This is a genomic window from Micromonospora sp. NPDC048169 (assembly GCF_040652815.1).
GTDB lineage: Bacteria > Actinomycetota > Actinomycetes > Mycobacteriales > Micromonosporaceae > Micromonospora.
Map to the genome: position 1 here is coordinate 132459 of NZ_JBEZMS010000007.1, position 15996 is coordinate 148454.

Sequence of the window (15996 nt, forward strand, 5' to 3'; positions counted from 1 at the left end):
GGGCCCGGCCGCGTCACTGACGACATCGTGCGGAGCTGCGGCATGAGATTCGAGATCAGCAAGGTGCTCGACGCCATCGAGGGGCGGGTCTGCACCGACCCGTCGCTGGCCCGGGCCGTGGTCGACCTGGCCGAGGTCATCCGGTGGCAGAACCTGGACGGCGGCCGTCCGGCCAGCCTGCTGCGGCTCGGCATGGTGATCGACGCGCTGTCCCGGCAGATCGGCGAGGACAGCGTCCCGGTCTACGCGATCGTGCACCGGGCGCTGCTGTCCGACGCCGACCTGACCTCCAACGAGCGGATGGTGGTGCGCCGCTGGGCCGACGACGGCCTGGTGGAGGTGCTCGACCAGCCCGGTGACCGGATGCTGGAGGTGGCCGACCTGCTCGGCCTGCCGGTGCTCACCCGGGCGCGGCTGGACGGGCTCGTCGGGCGGTACCCGTGGGTCGGGCAGGCGGGCCGCGTGCTCGCCCCGGTGCCCGGCGCCGGCGGGCCGGTCTTCATCGCGCACGTCGGCGGCGGCCAGGACCCGGCCACCGGCAGCCGCTCCCCGGCCGGGGTCAAGCTGCTCTCCCGGAAGTGGCGCTGCCCGGAGCCGGGGTGCGCGCTGTTCGGCGGCGGCGGGGGCGGGGGCGCGTTCGCCGACCTGGCCGCCGTGGACCGGGTGCCGGCCGAGCAGCCGCCGCCCACGCTGCGTACCGGGGCGCCGACCTGCCCCCGGCACGGCGCACGGCTCTCCGACGCCGGCCCGCGCCCGCGTACCGTGGTGCTCGCGGCGCGCATCGGCGGGCTGGTCCGCAAGCGGTTCGTGCTGACCGAGACCGAGCCGGTGGCGATCGGCCGGGCGCCCGACGGCCCGGGCGGGGTGACGCTCGGCCAGTGGCTCAACGACGAGGCCCGCCGCTGGATCAGCCGCAGCCACATCCGGCTGGAGCTGCGGGTGGGCGAGGTGGTGGTCACCGACACCAGCACCAACGGCTCCGGCGTACGCCCCGGCGGCTCGATGGCCGAGCACGAGCGGATCGCGCTGGCGCCGCAGCAGTCCCGGGTGCTGGCCGAGGGCGACCTGATCGAGCTGTACCCGGGCGTGCAGATCGGCCGCGCCGACGACATGAGCAGCGACGCGAAGTACACGCCGAACTCGGTGATGGCCGAGGCGCCGACCATGGCGATGCGGCTGCCGCGTCAGTGACCGGCACGCGCGAAGGCGCCGGGACCGTCGCGGTCCCGGCGCCTTCTCGTGTACGGAGTGAGGCGTACGCCCTCAGCCGGCCAGCACGGCGGCGAGCTGCGCCACCGCGTGGTCGATCTCGTCCTCGGTGATCACCAGCGGCGGGGCGAGCCGGATGGTCGAGCCGTGCGTGTCCTTCGCGAGCACACCGCGCTCCATCAGCCGCTCGCACGCCTGCCGGCCCGTCATCAGCGCCGGGTCGATGTCCAGCCCGGCCCACAGGCCGCGACCGCGTACCGCCACCAGGCCCTTGCCGATCAGGCCGCGCAGGCCGGCGTGCAGCCGCTCGCCCAGCTCGGCCGAGCGGCGCTGGAACTCGCCGGTGGCCAGCAGCCGGACCACCTCGGTCGCTACCGCGCAGGCCAGCGGGTTGCCGCCGAACGTCGAGCCGTGCTGGCCCGGCTGAAGCACACCCAGCACGTCGCGGTTCGCCGCCACCGCCGACACCGGCACGATGCCGCCGCCGAGCGCCTTGCCCAGCAGGTACATGTCCGGCTCGACGCCCTCGTGCTCGCAGGCGAACGTCGCCCCGGTACGCCCCAGCCCCGACTGGATCTCGTCGGCGACGAACAGCACGTCGCGCTCGGTGCAGACCCGGCGCACACCCGGCAGGTAGCCCTCCGGCGGCACCACGACACCCTGCTCACCCTGGATCGGCTCCAGCAGCACGGCCACCGTGTTCTCGTCGATCGCCTCGGTCAGCGCGTCCAGGTCGCCGTAGGGGACCACAGTGAAACCCGGGGTGTACGGCCCGAAGTCGGCGCGCGCGTCCTCGTCGGTGGAGAAGCTGACGATCGTGGTCGTACGGCCGTGGAAGTTGCCCTCCGCCACCACGATGTTGGCCTGGCCCGGCGTGACGCCCTTGACCTGGTAGCCCCACTTGCGGGCCACCTTGATGCCGGTCTCCACCGCCTCGGCGCCGGTGTTCATCGGCAGCACCAGGTCCTTGCCGCAGAGCGCGGCCAGCTCGCGGCAGAAGTCGGCGAACTGGTCGTGGATGAACGCGCGGCTGGTCAGCGTGAGCCGGTCGAGCTGCGCGTGCGCGGCCTCGATCAGCTTCGGGTGCCGGTGGCCGAAGTTCAGCGCCGAGTATCCCGCCAGGCAGTCGAGGTAGCGGCGGCCGTCCACGTCGGTCAGCCAGGCGCCCTCGGCCGACGAGATCACCACGGGCAGCGGGTGGTAGTTGTGCGCCGTGTGACGCTCCGCGTCCCGGACCGCGGACGGAGTCCGCAGCATGTCGTCGATGATCACTTGCTCGCCTTTCCCTGACGGAGTCGCAACGTGCAGCACTTCGGTCCGCCGCCGGCCTTGCGCAGCTCGGACAGGTCGATCCCGATGGTCTCGTAGCCCCGGTCGCGCAGCTTCGCGGCCAGGTCGGTGGCCTGCGCGGGCAGCACCACGTGCCGGCCGTCGCTGACCGCGTTCAGGCCCAGCACCTCGGCGTCGGCCATGGTGGCGTGGATCGCGTCCGGGAACAGCCGGCGCAGCACCGCCCGGCTGCCGGGGGAGAACGCCTCCGGCAGGTACGCCACGGTGCGCTCGTCGAGCACCGTGAGCGCGGTGTCCAGGTGGTAGAAGCGGGGGTCCACCAGCTGCATGGTCACCACCGGGTAGCCGAAGACCTCCTGGAGCTGCGCGTGGGAGGCGTGCGCGGTGCGGAACCCGGTGCCGGCGAGCAGGTGGTCGCCGGCCAGCAGGACGTCGCCCTCGCCCTCGTTGACGTGCTTCGGGTCGTACATCTCGAAGCCGGCGCCCTCGAACCAGGCCCGGTACGCGGGCGCCTCGTCGGCGCGCTGCGGGTCGCGGAACTGCACCGCCATGGCCCTGCCGTCGATCACGGTGCCGCCGTTCGCGGCGAAGACCATGTCCGGCAGGCCGGCGACCGGCTCGATCAGCTCGACCTCGTGGCCCAGGTCCAGGTACGTCCGGCGAAGCCGCTCCCACTGCCGGATCGCCAGGTCGGCGTCGACCGGGGCGGTGGGGTCCATCCACGGGTTGATCGCGTAGTCGACGGCGAAGTACGTCGGCCGGCACATCAGAAAGCGCTGGCGGATGGCGTCCATCGTCATGTCGTGCTCCCAGGGTCGGGCGCGCCCGGCCACCGTCGGCCCACGGGCTGGCGCCGTGGTCCAACGTTATGCGGCCCCGGTAGACGACATCCACCGCGAGAAGTTGCGTTCGGCGGCGAATCGTTGCGTTGAATCGGTCACCAGTGAGCAATCATTGCGCCGACGCCGGACACACTTCGGGGGCGGCGAACCGCCGCCCCCGAAAGAGGTGTCGCCCGGCTGGTGAACCACCAGATCTGATCGGGCTGGCCGGCCCTGCCGGCGATCGGAAAGGTGCCCGTCAGAACCAGGCGCCAAACTGTGAGTCGAGCCACTCGCGGAAGCGGCCCACCCAGTCGCCGTCGGTGGTCGGCCAGTCGAACTGGCCGGTCATCGCCACGATGCCGAGCACCACCGCGGAAAGGCCCACCGCGATGCCGATCAGCGCGTCGGTCTTGCCGGCCACGTGCCGCCGACGGGTGGCGATCAGGCCCAGCACCGCCAGCACCGCGCCGGCCGCGCCGAGCCCGATGCCGTACCCGGCGAGCGTGCCGGAGAGCACGAACAACGCCCCGACCACCGAGACGATCAGGCCGAGCGTGGCGAGCAGGCTGGCCCGGGGACGCTTTGTGGTGTACGGCTCCGGCCGGTCCACCCGGCCGTCGCGGTCGGCATCCGTACCGTCGGGGCGGCCGTCCCGGTCGAGGTCGGTGTGGTCCGGGCGGCCGTCGCGGTCCAGGTCGACGGTGGGCTCGGCGACGGGGGCTCCGACGGCGGGCGTCGCACCGGCGGTCCGGGCGTCGGTCACCGGAACCGTCCGGGTGTCGGCGTCGACCCGGCGGCCGGTGACCGCTCGCGCCGCCGCGCCCCGGTCCGCGGCCCGGCGCCGGGCCTCGGCGTCCGGCTCGTCGTCGGCCGCCGCGTTCCGGCCGTGGGCCGTCGTGGCCGCTCCCCGGAGGTCGGTCGTGCGGTCGTCGGCCGGCGTCGCCGCGTCGAGATCGCGCGCGTCCCGGTCGGCCACCGCGTCTCGGGCACGCTCGTTCTCGGTCGCGGTGGCGGCGCTGCGGTACGTGGTCCGCTCCTCGTCGCGGTCGGTGACCACCGGCCGGCCGGCCGGCTGCTCGGCGGTCCGGTCGCGCTCGTCGACCACGCCGTCGCCGTTGGTATCGGTACTGGTCGCCGGAGGGTTCCGGCGGGACAGGATCTTCACGATGGCACCTCCTGATCCAGGCGCGGAGGCCGCGCATGACAGAAAGGAAGTACCCAGGTGTGCCGAAATCGACACCCGTCGGCTGCTCCGCACGCTCAGGCGACCAGCACCGGAGCGTGCGGAGATCGGCGCCGGTCAGGACACGGTGCGTGACCACTGCTGGTTGGTGCCCGCGCCGCAGGTGTACTGCTGCACGTCCGCGCCGTCGCCGGTGCCGGCGTTCACCACGTCCAGGCACTTGCCGCTGTGCCGCGCCCGCAGCTGGAACCAGCCGCCCAGCGCGGCCCACTGCCACTGCTGGTTGGCGCCGCTGCCGCAGGTGTACTGGATGATGTTGGCGCCGTCGGCGGTGGACGCGTTCGCGACGTCGAGACACTTGCCGCTTCCGGCGTTGACCAGGCGGAACCAGCCACCTCCGGCGTCCTGGAACTCCCACCGCTGATTGCCGCCGCCGTTCCAGCTCCACTGCTTGACCTCGGCGTTGTTCGCCGTGGAGCCGTTGATCACATCGAGCACCCGGCCGCTGTGCCGGGCCGTGACGCGGTAGTACGCGGGCGAGTTCCCGGTGACGGTGCCCGCCGCCGTGTCGATGGTGATCGACGGATACCAGGTCAGGCTCATGCTGGTGGCGGTCGGGAAGGTGATCGGCAGCCACACGTACTGGGAGTCGTTGGCCGGGCCGCCCCACGCGCCCGCCCACCTGTCACCCAGGTAGAGGTAGCTGGTGCCGGACGTGCCCTGGATCGGCAGCACGAAGGCCGGCTGGGAGTTGAAGGTGGTGCCGTTGCCCACGTCGGTCCAGCCGCTCCACGGCCCCGCGATGCTCGGCGCGGTGGCGTACCGGGCCTGGTTCGGGCTCCAGCCCGTCGCCCCCGACGTCAGCAGGAAGTACGTCGAGCCCCGCTTGAACATCGCGGGCGCCTCGCGGTGGGCACCGTCCCAGAAGTTGCCCACCAGGGCGGCCACGTTCAGGTAGTCCGGCGTGAGCCGGTAGATGTTCAGGTCGTAGTTGTCGTCGGCCGCCGAGATCATGTACGCGGTGCCGTTGTCGTTGTAGAGCGTGATGTCGCGGGACATGTGCTGCCCCAGCGGCCGGAAGCTGCCGTGGTAGGTGTAGTTCCCGTCCACAGTCGCCGAGGAGGCGACGGCGGCCCGCGCCTCGTTGTAGTCGGACCCGTTCTCCTTGTGCATCCACATCACGAACCGGCCGGTGCCCGCGTTGTAGACGACCTTCGGCCGCTCGATGTTGGCGACCCGCAGTTCGGCGGCCGACGACTGGGTGAGCACGTTGTTGCGGAACTCCCAGGTACGCAGGTCCGTGGAACGGTAGACCGACACCGCCCGGAACGTGTTGTCCGGGTTGCGGTTCTCGCCGAACCAGTAGTAGTAGTCGCCGACCTCGAGCACGCCGCCGCCGTGGGCGTGCACCACCGCGCCGCTCGTGTCGGTGAACTGGGTGCCGTTCGTGACCGTCACCGGCGCGGCGAGCGCACCCGCCGCCGGCCCCAGCACTGTCGCCGCCAGGGCCACCGTGAGCGCCAGCCCCGCCGCCAGGAGGCGGCCCCTGCCGCCGTGCCGTCGCATGGCGGTCACCGCCCGCAGACCGGCGTGATCGCGGCGGGCGTCGTGCCCGCCGCCACGAGCAGGCCGAACGTCGCCGAACCGCCGGGTGCCAGCGTCCCGTTCCAGGAGGCGTTGCGCACCGCGACGTCCTGCCCGGCGCCCTCGACCACGCCGCCCCAGACCGACCGGATGTGCTCGTCACCGGACCACCGCCACGACACGAGCCAGCCCGGGACCGGCTCGGCGCCGTCGTTGCGCACCGTCACTGTCGCGACGAAGCCACCGTCCCACCGGCTGTCGATGGTGGCCGTCGCGGAACAGAGCGACAGCGTGCGCGCCGGGCCGCCGATCACGTACGGATCCCGCGTGCCCTTGGTGTCGCCGAACCGGAACCAGTACTCGGTACCGGGGGTCAGGCCGCCGAGCGTCACCTTCCCCGACCGTTCCGGCCCGGTGACCGCCTCGGCCACCGGATCGCGCCACGCGGTGGCGTCCTCGCGGCTGGCGAAGAGGCTGATGAGGAGCGGCGGGTCGTAGCCGCAGGGCGGGCTGAGCACCATCCAGTAGGTGATGGTGATGCTGGTCGTGGTGGCACCGGTCACCTGGCCGGTGACCGGCAGCGCCGGCGGGCAGGCGTACGTGGGCGTGGGGGTTGGCGTCGCCGCGGTGGCAGGCGTCATCGCCGTGGTGGCGGGGGACCGGCCGGCGTCCGCCGAGGCGGCCAGGCCGGTCAGGGCGAGCGCGGCGGCCAGGGCCGCGCCGAGCGTACGGAGCATGTGTCTCTCCCGAGCTGGGGGCGCCGGGGGCGGTCGGCGCCGCGGTGGTGGACCGCGATGTCGCCGCCGCGTGATCGGCTGGTGCCCAGCCGTCCCCGAGGGGCGGCGCGGCGGCACGGTGGACTGCCGGAGACGACTGCCCGGCACCGGGGCGGCGCATCACCCCGCGCTTGTCCCTCCGGCGAGATCGAGCGGCTCGCACTGGCTCCCGAGCGCTACCGCAGCCAGTCTTTCAGTCGACGAGCATCGATTCAATGCCGTCCCACGACCCGACGTCGCCGACGGTGCGACCCGCTGGCTACGCTTGGCGGTCGTGCCAGAGGGACACAGCATCCACCGCCTCGCCGCCCGGCACGCCGAGCTGTTCGCGGGCGACAAGGTGCACGCCGACAGCCCGCAGGGCCGCTTCGCCGAGGGCGCGGCCCGCCTGAGCGGCACCGTGCTGGACGGCACCGAGGCGTACGGCAAGCACCTGCTGCACCACTACGCGGGCGAGTTGACGCTGCACGTACACCTGGGTCTGTACGGGAAGTTCGCCGACGGGCCGGGGGAGCCGCCGGCCCCGGTCGGGCAGCTGCGGCTGCGCCTGCACAGCGACCGGAACTGGCTGGAGCTGCGCGGCCCGACCGCCTGCGAGCTGCTGACCCCGCCGGAGGTGGCGGCGCTGCGCGACCGGCTCGGGCCGGACCCGCTGCGCGCCGACGCCGACCCGGACCGGGCGTACGCGCGGATCCGGCGCAGCCCCACCCCGCTCGCGGCGCTGCTGCTCGACCAGTCGGTGGTGGCCGGCACCGGCCTGATCTTCGTGACCGAGGCGCTGTTCCGGGCCGGGCTGCCGCCGCTGCTGCCCGGGCGGGAACTGACGCCGGCCGGCTGGACCGAACTCTGGGCAGACCTGGTCGCGCTGATGAACCGGGCTGTCGAGCGGGGGCGGATCGACACGGTGCGCGACGCCGACCTGCCGGAGGTGACAGGCCGCGCGCCGCGCGTCGACAGGCACGGTGGCGAGGTGTACGTCTACCGCCGCCCCGGCGCGCCCTGCCACGTCTGCGGCACCCCGGTCAGCCGGGGCACACTGGCCGGCCGCAACCTCTACTGGTGCCCTGCCTGCCAGGCGGGCTGACCGCGCGCCGCACCGGCTGTCGCGTCGGCCGCGTCGCGCCCTCCCGGGTGCGGCGGCGCTGTCACGTCTCGTCGAGCAGCCACCGGGCGACCTCGACGTTGCCGGGGAAGACCTGGTCGCCGCCGATGCTCCAGGCCACCGTCTGACCGATCGCCCAGCCGCGTACCCGCTCCCGGTCCAGGCCCAGGCCGGCGCTGAGCCGGTCGAGCCGGTGCCGCACCGCCGCCGGGGAGTGCCCCAGCTCCGCGCCGCGCACCAGCGGCACCACGGCGAACTCCCGCTCGCCGACCAGCGGCTTCGGGTCGATCACCAGCCACGGCTCGCGTGCGGCGGCCAGGATGTTGCCGGCGTGCAGGTCCTGGTTGACAAGCACCTGCTCGCCCTGGCCCGGCGCCAGCTCGGCGAGCAGCCCGAGCGCGGCGTCGAGCAGGCGCCGCTCGTACGGGCGGCCGGCCCGTCGCCAGTTGCCAGGCATCCGCTCCGCCCACCCGGCCGCCTCCTCGGCCAGCGAGGTGAACGGCGCGCCGGCCGGCACCGCGAGCCCCGGCAGCAGGCCGACCGCGACGTCGAGCGCGACGTCGGCCGCCAGCGCGTGCAACGGCGTACCGGGGTCGCACCGTTCCACGAGCAGCGCGCGCCGGTCGGCGTCGTGGGCGAGCAGCCGGATCGCGCCCCGCCCGGCCCAGTGTGCCAGCGCTGTCGCCTCGTGGACGCTGTCGTCGTCCGGGTACTGGAGCTTCAGCACCGCCCGCGTGCCGTCGGGAAGCGTCGCGGGCAGCGCCAGCGAGGCGAACGCGTACGCGAACGGCGGGCCGACCGTCAGCTCCCACCGCGCGACGCAGTGGGCCAGCCGGCCGGGCAGCTCCGCGAGCCACGCCCGGCCGGCCTCCGTCCGCTCGACCCAGCGCAGCCCTTCGGGAATGTCGTACCGCATCGGCACATCCTGGCCGGTACGGCGACGATCCGCTGTCCCGGCCCGGCCTCGTGCGGCCCGCCTCGCCGGTGCGCGTCAGCGCAGTCGGCGGATGTCCCCGTACGCCCGGTAGAAGCCGCCACGGCCCGACTCGCGGACCTCGGTGACCAGGTAGCGCGCGCCCGGCTCACGGATGCCCTTGGGGAACTGCACCGACCAGTCCCGCCGGTAGCCGTCGGCGAGGACGTGCACGCGCAGCCGGCCGCCCTGCTCGACGCACTGCACCAGCACGCCGTCACGGTCGTCGGTGGTCACCTCGACCGAGGTCCAGGCGGCCGTCTCCGGCATCCGGGCCGGTGCCTTGACGTCGACCACGTCGGGCACGCTGCCCCCCTCGGCCGCCCGGATCGCCGCCTCGCTCGCGTCGATGCAGGCCAGGTGGCCGCTCGTGGTGACCACGTAGAGCCGGTTGTCGTGGTACTGCATCGAGTATGCCGAGCCGCAGCCGGTGCCGAGCTTCCACAACCGGTTGCCGGCCTGGTCGAAGCAGTAGATCGAGGAGGCGCTGTCGCCCGCGAACACGTACCGGCCGCCCTCGGCTGTGGCGCAGGAGAAGACCGCCGAGTCGCAGCGGTAGACCTGCTCGGCCCGGCCGTCCTTGCGCAGGCGCACCACCTCGCGGGTGCCGGTGCCGGCGAAGACCGCGTCGCGCTCCTGCCAGCCGAACAGCACCGCGCCGGTGCCGGTGTGCCACAGCTCCCGCCCGGTGCGCCAGTCGTAACCGGTGACGCCCTGCGAGTGGCCGTGGTAGAGCGCGTCGGCGTCGCAGCGGACCATCCACGCCGACCGGCCCCGCCCCGGCCGGCGCCAGAGGAACTCGTCCTCGTGGTCGATCGCCGAGATGCCGCCGTCGCGGTCGGACACGCCCAGCACGCCGTCGTGGATGTCCAGCCAGTAGATGTCGATCTCGGGCGCGATCGCGTACGCCGCGCGGGGCACCTTGCCGGACAGGTCGTAGACGTTGCCGTCGTCGCAGCCGGCGTAGACCCAGGCGTCGTCGGCGACGATGCACTTCACCCCGTCGGGCAGCCGGACCTGGTTGACCAGGCGGGCGTCGTGGTCGAGCGTGGTGATCACGCCGTGTTCGTTGCCGACCATGCAGTGCCTGTCGTCGACGAAGATGCCGAAGGCGGGGGCGCCCGAGGCGTACCGCCAGAGGACCGGGGCGGTGCGGGCGGTCGAGCGGGTGCTGACGATCTGCCGGCGCGAGACAGTGCGCTTCTGGCGTACGCCGGGCACCGCCGGGGCGTACCCCTTGCGGATCTTCTCGCCGATCTTCTTCGCCGCGGCGGCGCGGGCGCGGGAGTTGTCCGGGTAGGTGCTGGTCTTCACCTGGCCCTGGTCGCCGATCCGCCCGAAGCGCACTGTCATCGCGGTGTCGTCGACCACCACCTCGTAGAACTTGTGGGCTCCACCGTCCACTTCGGACAGTTCGAGGTAGGTCGTCTCCTGGGACATGTGGGGTTACCTCCGAGGGGAGTGCCGGACCGGCGACGCGCACACGCTAACCCCCGGCACCGACAAACCCGGGTCTCGGTGTTAAGAAGGGGCCCTTCCTCTACCGGAGGCGTTAATAGGGGGCCCTTCCTTACACGGCGGCGAGGGCGTCGACGGCCTTGCGGGCGGCGATCAGCACCGGATCCCACACCGGGGCGTACGGCGGCGCGTACCCCAGGTCGAGCGCTGTCATCTCGTCCACCGTCATGCCGTTCCACAGTGCCACCGCGAGCGCGTCGATCCGCTTGGCCGCCTCGGACCAGCCGACGATCTGCGCCCCGAGCAGCCGCCCGCTGGGCCGCTCGGCGATCAGCTTGATCGTCATCGGCCGCGCGCCCGGGTAGTAGCCGGCCCGGTTCGTCGACTGGGTGTGCACGGTGACGAACTCGAAGCCGGCCTCCCGGGCGTCCCGCTCGCGCAGCCCGGTGCGGCCCACCTCCAGCTCGCAGACCTTTGTGACGGCGGTGCCGATGACGCCGGGGAAGGTGGCGTACCCGCCGCCGATGTTGATGCCCGCCACGCGGCCCTGCTTGTTGGCGTGCGTGCCGAGCGGGATGTGCACCGGCATGCCGCTGACCCGGTGCAGGGACTCCACGCAGTCGCCCGCCGCCCAGACGCCGGGCACGCCCGGCACCCGCATCCGCCGGTCCACCCGGATCGCCCCGGAGGGACCGATCGGCAGGCCGGCGGCCTCGGCGAGCGCGGTGTTGGGGCGTACCCCGAGACCCAGCACCACGACGTCGGCCGGGATCGGCCCCTCGTCGGTGAGCACCGCGCGGATCCGGCCGTCCCGCTCCTCCAGGCCGGTGACGGTGATGCCGGTACGGACGTTGATCCCGGTGGCCCGCATCGCCTCGACCACCAGCTCGCCCATGTCCGGGTCCACAGTCGACATCGGCTGGTCGGCCTGCTCGACCAGCTGCACCGAGAGCCCGCGCTGCACGAGCGCCTCGGCCATCTCGACGCCGACGTAGCCGCCGCCGACCACCACCGCCCGCCGCGGCCGGGGCTCACGTGCGAGCCAGTCGATCAGCGCCGCGCCGTCGTCGAGCGTCTGCACGCCGAACACCCCCGACACGTCGTCGCGCGCCCAGTCCGGCTGGATCGGTGACGCGCCGGTGGCGTACACCAGGGTGTCGAAACCGGCGCGGACCTCGCCGCCGCCGTCCAGGTCCCGCGCGAGGACCTCGCGGCGGTCGAGGTCGATGGCGGTGACCTCGTGCCGGGTGCGGACCTCGATGCCGAACTCGTCGCGGAAGGTCTCCGGGTCGCGGGAGATCAACTCGTCCCGCTCCTCGACCACGCCGCTCACCCAGTAGGGGATGCCGCAGGCCGAGTAGGAGGTGAAGTGCCCCCGCTCGAACGCGACGATCTCCAGGTCGGAGCGGTCGCGGCGGCGGCGTCGCGCCTGCGACGCCGCCGACATTCCGGCGGCGTCGCCGCCGATGACGATCATGCGCTCGGCCACGTCGCCCATCCTGTCACGCCGGGCCGCGGCCGCACGGCCGCTCAGCCACGGGTCTGCCGTGCCACGTCCGCGACCACGTCGACGAGGCTGCCGGTGCGCTCGAACACCGCGCGCTGCCGCGCCGCGCCGCTGCCGTGCCGGCGCAGCCCGCCCAGCAGATCGGTGACCCGGTCCAGGTCGCCGTGCCGTTCCAGTTCCGGGCGCAGCCGGTCGACGAGCCGGTCCAGCAGTTCCCAGGCCGGGCGCAGCTCACCGTCGGTGAGGTCGACGCCCTCGCCCTCCAGCCCGTCGTGGGCGGCCCGCCAGTGCGCCGCCACCAGGAGGTGGTGGTCGGTGTTGACGGCCGGACGGCCGGCGGCGATGTCGGTGAGCGCTGTCGCGACGAGCGCGCGGACCAGCGCCGCCACCAGCACCGCGTCGTCCACCGACGGGCAGACGTCGCCGATGCGGATCTCCACGGTGGGGTACTTGGCGGAGAGCCGGGCGTACCAGTAGAGCATTCCCTCGTCCAGCATCACGCCGCTGGCGATGAGCTGCCGGATCAGCCGCTCGTAGTGCTCGTGCGACTCCAGGTACGGGGTGGGCGCGACCGACGGCCAGCGTTCCCACTCCACCGAGCGCCAGCTCGCGTACCCGGTGTCCTCGCCCCGGGAGAACGGGGAGTTCGCGGTGGCCGCGTGCAGGATCGGCAGCCACGGCCGGACGTGGTTGAGCACCTGCACGCCGGTGTCCGGGTCGGGAATGCCGACGTGGATGTGCATGCCGTTGTTGCCGGGGCCGGGCACCAGCAGCCGGAACCGCTCGATCATCCGGTCGAAGCGCGGCTTGTCCACCACCGGCGGCACCGGCCCGTCGACCGGCCCGGTGCCGATCGCCAGCAGCCGTACTCCGGCCCGCTCGGCCGCGTCGGCCAGCTCGGCGCGCAGCATCGACAGCGAGTGCCGGATCGAGGACAGGTCCAGCCCGGGCGGGCTGCCGATCTCGATCTGGCTGGTCTGGAACTCGCGTTCCACCTGGCCCCGCAGCTCGGCCGGCACCTGCTCCATCACCAGGTCCACGGCGGGTACGGCGGTCCCGGTGTGCGGGTCGGCGAGCAGGAACTCCTCCTCGACGCCGACTGTCAGCAGGTCGGTTCCGCCCGCTGCGGCGCTCCGCTCCCGCTCCGCCACTGAGCCACTCATCGTCACCACCGTCTTCCTCGGGACCGCTTGCGGCACCGTGCCGCGTGGTCGATGGCCTGTTACCCACCGTGTCCGGGCCCGGAAACGCGCCCGGCGGCGTGTCGGCGCCGGTTCGCCCGTTCGGGTCGTGGGGGTCCGCCCGGCGGCGCGGCGGCGTGGACGCACGGGCCGCGGGGCGTGACACGGCGGGCTACTGTCACCGTGTGGCGGGGATCCTGGCGGTGCTGACGGGGGCGTGGGCCTACGCCCTCGCGCTGGTCGCCGACCGGCCGGCCGGGCTGCTCGCCGGTGCGGCGGTCGTCGCCGCGCTGCTGCTGGCGACCCTGCTCGCGCTGCGGGTTCGCGCGCTGCCCACGCCGCCCGGCACCCGGTTCGCCGCCGCCCTGCGTGCCCGCGCCCGCCGTCGGGGCGTGCCCCGGCAGGTCGACCCGGACGCGCCGGGGCGTCCGCGTCCCCGCGCGCCCGGCCTGCGCCCCTCGGCCGCGTAGCCACCTTCCGGCCCGCGTCGGCGGGCCGCCGGTTCCTCCACCCCGGCTTTCGCGGCCGATTCCGTCGTCATCAGTCCCGCCGCGCGGCATGCCGCCGCCCGGGACACCCGGAATCGCCATCGAGGGGTCCACCCATGCTCGCCTTCGCACCGTTGCATTCCGCGGCCTCGGCCGCGGCCACAGTCGTCACCTGGCTCGCCGACGTGCTCGCCCCGCTCGCCGGCGGCGCCGCGACGGCCGCCGCCATCGTCCTGTTCACCGTCGCCGTCCGGCTGCTGATCTCCCCGCTGACAGTGGCGCAGGTCCGCGGGGAGCGGCGCCGCACCGCGCTCGCCCCCGAGGTACGGGAACTCCAGCGCCGGTACGCCGACGATCCGGCCCGCCTCCAGAGCGAGCTGTTCGCGCTCTACCGCAACGCCGGGGCCAGCCCGGTCGCCGGCTGCCTGCCGGCGCTGTTGCAGGCACCGTTCTTCCTTGTCATGTACCGCCTGTTCGCCACCGGTGACGGCGCACCGGAGCTGCTGGGGGAGCGGCTCGCCGGCGTACCGCTGGGGTGGCACCTCGGCGACGGGCTGGCCGGTCCGGTGCCGCTGGTGTTCGGGGTGCTGCTGGCCGCGCTGCTGGCGCTGGCCTGGTGGTCCTCGCGGCGGATGCGCCGGGCGGCGGCGGCCACCGGCACCGTGGCCGGTACGCCGGCCGAGGGGCCGGGCGCGGCGGTGCTCGGGCGGCTGCTCCCGCTGCTGCCGTACGGCACGGTGCTGGTGGCGCTCGTGGTGCCGCTGGCGGCCGTGCTCTATCTGGTCACCACCACGGCGTGGACCGCGCTGGAGCAGGTGGTGCTGCGCCGGCCGCAGCCGGCGGAGGCCATCGACAAGCGTTGACAAGTGCGGGGACGGGCGCGTAGAAATCGCTCTCAGAGAGCGCTCTCCCGGACCCGTCCCCCGCAGAGAGGCACCCCGAATGAACCCGATCCCGGCGGCTCCGGCCGCCTCCGCCACCGTGCCCCGACCACGCCGCCGGCTCGCCCTGGGCGCCGGCGTCCTCGCGCTCACCACAGCACTCGCCGGCGTCTCGATGACCGCCCAGGCCGCGGTGCCCCCGACACCGTCCGGGTGGAACCTCGTGTGGAGCGACGACTTCACCGGCCCGTCCGGCACGCTGCCCTCGTCCGCCAACTGGATCATCGACACCGGCACCAGCTACCCCGGCGGCCCGGCCAACTGGGGCACCGGCGAGATCCAGACCTACACGTCCAGCACTGCCAACCTGGCCCAGGACGGCTCGGGCAACCTGCGCATCACGCCGCTGCGGGACTCGGCCGGCCGCTGGACCTCCGCCCGGATCGAGACGGTACGGGCGAACTTCAAGCCGCCGTCGGGCGGCGTGCTGGCCCTGGAGGGCCGGATCCAGATGCCGAACGTCACCGGTGCGGCGGCGTCCGGGTACTGGCCGGCGTTCTGGGCGCTCGGCTCGCCGTACCGGGGCAACTACCAGAACTGGCCGGGCATCGGCGAGTTCGACGTGATGGAGAACGTCAACGGGATCAACTCGGTCTGGGGCGTGCTGCACTGCGGCGTCGCGCCGGGCGGCCCGTGCGGGGAGTTCAACGGCATCGGTGCGTCCCGGGCCTGCCCGGGCAGCACCTGCCAGTCGGCGTTCCACACCTACCGGTTCGAGTGGGACGCCTCGACCAGTCCGCAGCAACTGCGCTGGTACGTCGACGGCCAGCTCTTCCACACCGTCGGGCAGAACCAGATCGGTGAGCCGTACTGGAGTCAGATGACCGGCCACGCCGGCTACTTCCTGCTGCTCAACGTGGCGATGGGCGGCGGCTTCCCGGACGGCGTGGCCGGCTCGGCGACGCCCACCGCGTCCACCGTGCCGGGCCGGTCGATGCTGGTCGACTACGTGGCCGTCTACACCCGGGGTGGCGGGAGCAACCCGTCGCCGACGCCGACCACGCCGCCGCCGGGCGGGGTGCGCGACGCCTACTCGACGATCCAGGCCGAGTCGTTCAACGCGCAGAACGGCGTGCAGGTGGAGACGTGCGCCGAGGGCGGGCAGGACATCGGCTGGCTCGCCAACGGCGACTGGGCCCGCTACGACAACGTCGACTTCGGCTCGACGCCGCCGCGCGACTTCGTGGCCCGGGTCGCCTCCGGCGCGGCGTCCGGGGTGAGCGGGCTGGTGGAGGTCCGGGTGGACAGCCCGACCGCGCCGCCGATCGGGAGCTTCGCGGTCGGCAACACGGGCGGCTGGCAGACCTGGCGCTCGGTGCCGGGCAACGTCGGCGCGGTGACCGGGCGGCACACCGTCTACCTGACGTTCAGCAGCGGGCAGCCGTCCGACTTCGTCAACGTCAACTGGTTCACCTTCCGTCGCTGAGCGCGGCGAGGCGCGGCCCGGGCACATCGTCCGGGCCGCGCCCGAACCGGTGCT

The 15996-nt window shown here is 73.8% G+C and carries 14 protein-coding genes; 5 read left to right on the plus strand and 9 right to left on the minus strand.

The window, feature by feature from the left end; genetic code table 11:
- Positions 1-42 precede the first annotated feature (42 nt).
- Positions 43-1191 (plus strand): FHA domain-containing protein, encoded by a 1149-nt coding sequence (locus tag AB0D28_RS09085; protein WP_357383795.1) that lies wholly within the window; start codon positions 43-45, stop codon positions 1189-1191.
- A 72-nt stretch (positions 1192-1263) separates the two neighbouring features.
- On the opposite strand, the gene rocD is transcribed toward AB0D28_RS09085, so the two are convergent.
- The 5 genes from rocD to AB0D28_RS09110 form a co-directional block, all read right to left on the minus strand.
- Positions 1264-2478: an ornithine--oxo-acid transaminase gene (gene rocD / locus AB0D28_RS09090; protein ID WP_357383927.1), complete on the minus strand. Its 1215-nt coding sequence runs from the start codon at positions 2476-2478 to the stop codon at positions 1264-1266.
- Positions 2478-3293 (minus strand): dimethylargininase, encoded by an 816-nt coding sequence (gene ddaH, locus AB0D28_RS09095; protein WP_357383929.1) that lies wholly within the window; start codon positions 3291-3293, stop codon positions 2478-2480. The genes rocD and ddaH overlap by 1 nt, the downstream gene beginning before the upstream one ends.
- Positions 3294-3579: 286 nt before the next feature.
- The gene (locus AB0D28_RS09100; RefSeq protein ID WP_357383797.1) at positions 3580-4488 is read right to left on the minus strand and encodes a thrombospondin; all 909 of its coding nucleotides are present in this window, start codon (positions 4486-4488) and stop codon (positions 3580-3582) included.
- A 135-nt stretch (positions 4489-4623) separates the two neighbouring features.
- Positions 4624-6072, minus strand: coding sequence for an RICIN domain-containing protein (locus AB0D28_RS09105; RefSeq protein ID WP_357383799.1), 1449 nt, complete (start codon positions 6070-6072; stop codon positions 4624-4626).
- Positions 6073-6077: 5 nt separating this feature from the next.
- A complete protein-coding gene (locus AB0D28_RS09110) occupies positions 6078-6827 on the minus strand; it encodes a cellulose binding domain-containing protein (protein WP_357383801.1) in 750 nt (249 codons plus the stop codon).
- A gap of 313 nt (positions 6828-7140) precedes the next feature.
- Between AB0D28_RS09110 and AB0D28_RS09115 the strand changes: the two genes are divergently transcribed.
- Complete coding sequence (locus tag AB0D28_RS09115; protein ID WP_357383803.1) at positions 7141-7950, plus strand: DNA-formamidopyrimidine glycosylase family protein; 810 nt, start codon at positions 7141-7143, stop codon at positions 7948-7950.
- A gap of 61 nt (positions 7951-8011) precedes the next feature.
- Here the strand turns inward: AB0D28_RS09115 and AB0D28_RS09120 are convergent, their stop codons facing one another.
- From AB0D28_RS09120 to AB0D28_RS09135, 4 genes are all read right to left on the minus strand, one after another.
- On the minus strand, positions 8012-8884 hold the full coding sequence (locus tag AB0D28_RS09120) for an aminoglycoside phosphotransferase family protein (protein WP_357383805.1): 873 nt from the start codon (positions 8882-8884) through the stop codon (positions 8012-8014).
- Between the two features lie 75 nt (positions 8885-8959).
- Entirely contained in the window at positions 8960-10381 is a 1422-nt protein-coding gene (locus AB0D28_RS09125; RefSeq protein WP_357383807.1) for a WGR domain-containing protein, read from the minus strand.
- A 130-nt stretch (positions 10382-10511) separates the two neighbouring features.
- On the minus strand, positions 10512-11888 hold the full coding sequence (locus AB0D28_RS09130; RefSeq protein ID WP_357383809.1) for an FAD-dependent oxidoreductase: 1377 nt from the start codon (positions 11886-11888) through the stop codon (positions 10512-10514).
- 41 nt (positions 11889-11929) lie between these two features.
- Positions 11930-13078, minus strand: coding sequence for a glutamate--cysteine ligase (locus tag AB0D28_RS09135; RefSeq protein ID WP_357383811.1), 1149 nt, complete (start codon positions 13076-13078; stop codon positions 11930-11932).
- Positions 13079-13272: 194 nt separating this feature from the next.
- Here AB0D28_RS09135 and AB0D28_RS09140 point away from each other — a divergent pair, with 194 nt between their 5' ends.
- The 3 genes from AB0D28_RS09140 (at position 13273) to AB0D28_RS09150 (ending at position 15942) form a co-directional block, all read left to right on the plus strand.
- The gene (locus AB0D28_RS09140) at positions 13273-13557 is read left to right on the plus strand and encodes a DUF6412 domain-containing protein (protein ID WP_357383813.1); all 285 of its coding nucleotides are present in this window, start codon (positions 13273-13275) and stop codon (positions 13555-13557) included.
- 134 nt (positions 13558-13691) lie between these two features.
- Positions 13692-14438: a membrane protein insertase YidC gene (gene yidC / locus AB0D28_RS09145; RefSeq protein WP_357383815.1), complete on the plus strand. Its 747-nt coding sequence runs from the start codon at positions 13692-13694 to the stop codon at positions 14436-14438.
- Between the two features lie 79 nt (positions 14439-14517).
- On the plus strand, positions 14518-15942 hold the full coding sequence (locus AB0D28_RS09150) for a carbohydrate-binding protein (RefSeq protein WP_357383817.1): 1425 nt from the start codon (positions 14518-14520) through the stop codon (positions 15940-15942).
- Positions 15943-15996 lie beyond the last annotated feature (54 nt).

Excerpts from the sequence above, each read along its gene's own strand:
- AB0D28_RS09085 (WP_357383795.1), top strand. The coding sequence starts at position 43 with ATGAGATTCGAGATCAGCAAGGTGCTCGACGCCATCGAGGGGCGGGTC.
- ddaH (WP_357383929.1), bottom strand. The coding sequence starts at position 3,293 with ATGGACGCCATCCGCCAGCGCTTTCTGATGTGCCGGCCGACGTACTTC.
- AB0D28_RS09105 (WP_357383799.1), bottom strand. The coding sequence starts at position 6,072 with ATGCGACGGCACGGCGGCAGGGGCCGCCTCCTGGCGGCGGGGCTGGCG.
- AB0D28_RS09110 (WP_357383801.1), bottom strand. The coding sequence starts at position 6,827 with ATGCTCCGTACGCTCGGCGCGGCCCTGGCCGCCGCGCTCGCCCTGACC.
- AB0D28_RS09120 (WP_357383805.1), bottom strand. The coding sequence starts at position 8,884 with ATGCGGTACGACATTCCCGAAGGGCTGCGCTGGGTCGAGCGGACGGAG.
- AB0D28_RS09125 (WP_357383807.1), bottom strand. The coding sequence starts at position 10,381 with ATGTCCCAGGAGACGACCTACCTCGAACTGTCCGAAGTGGACGGTGGA.
- yidC (WP_357383815.1), top strand. The coding sequence starts at position 13,692 with ATGCTCGCCTTCGCACCGTTGCATTCCGCGGCCTCGGCCGCGGCCACA.
- AB0D28_RS09150 (WP_357383817.1), top strand. The coding sequence starts at position 14,518 with ATGAACCCGATCCCGGCGGCTCCGGCCGCCTCCGCCACCGTGCCCCGA.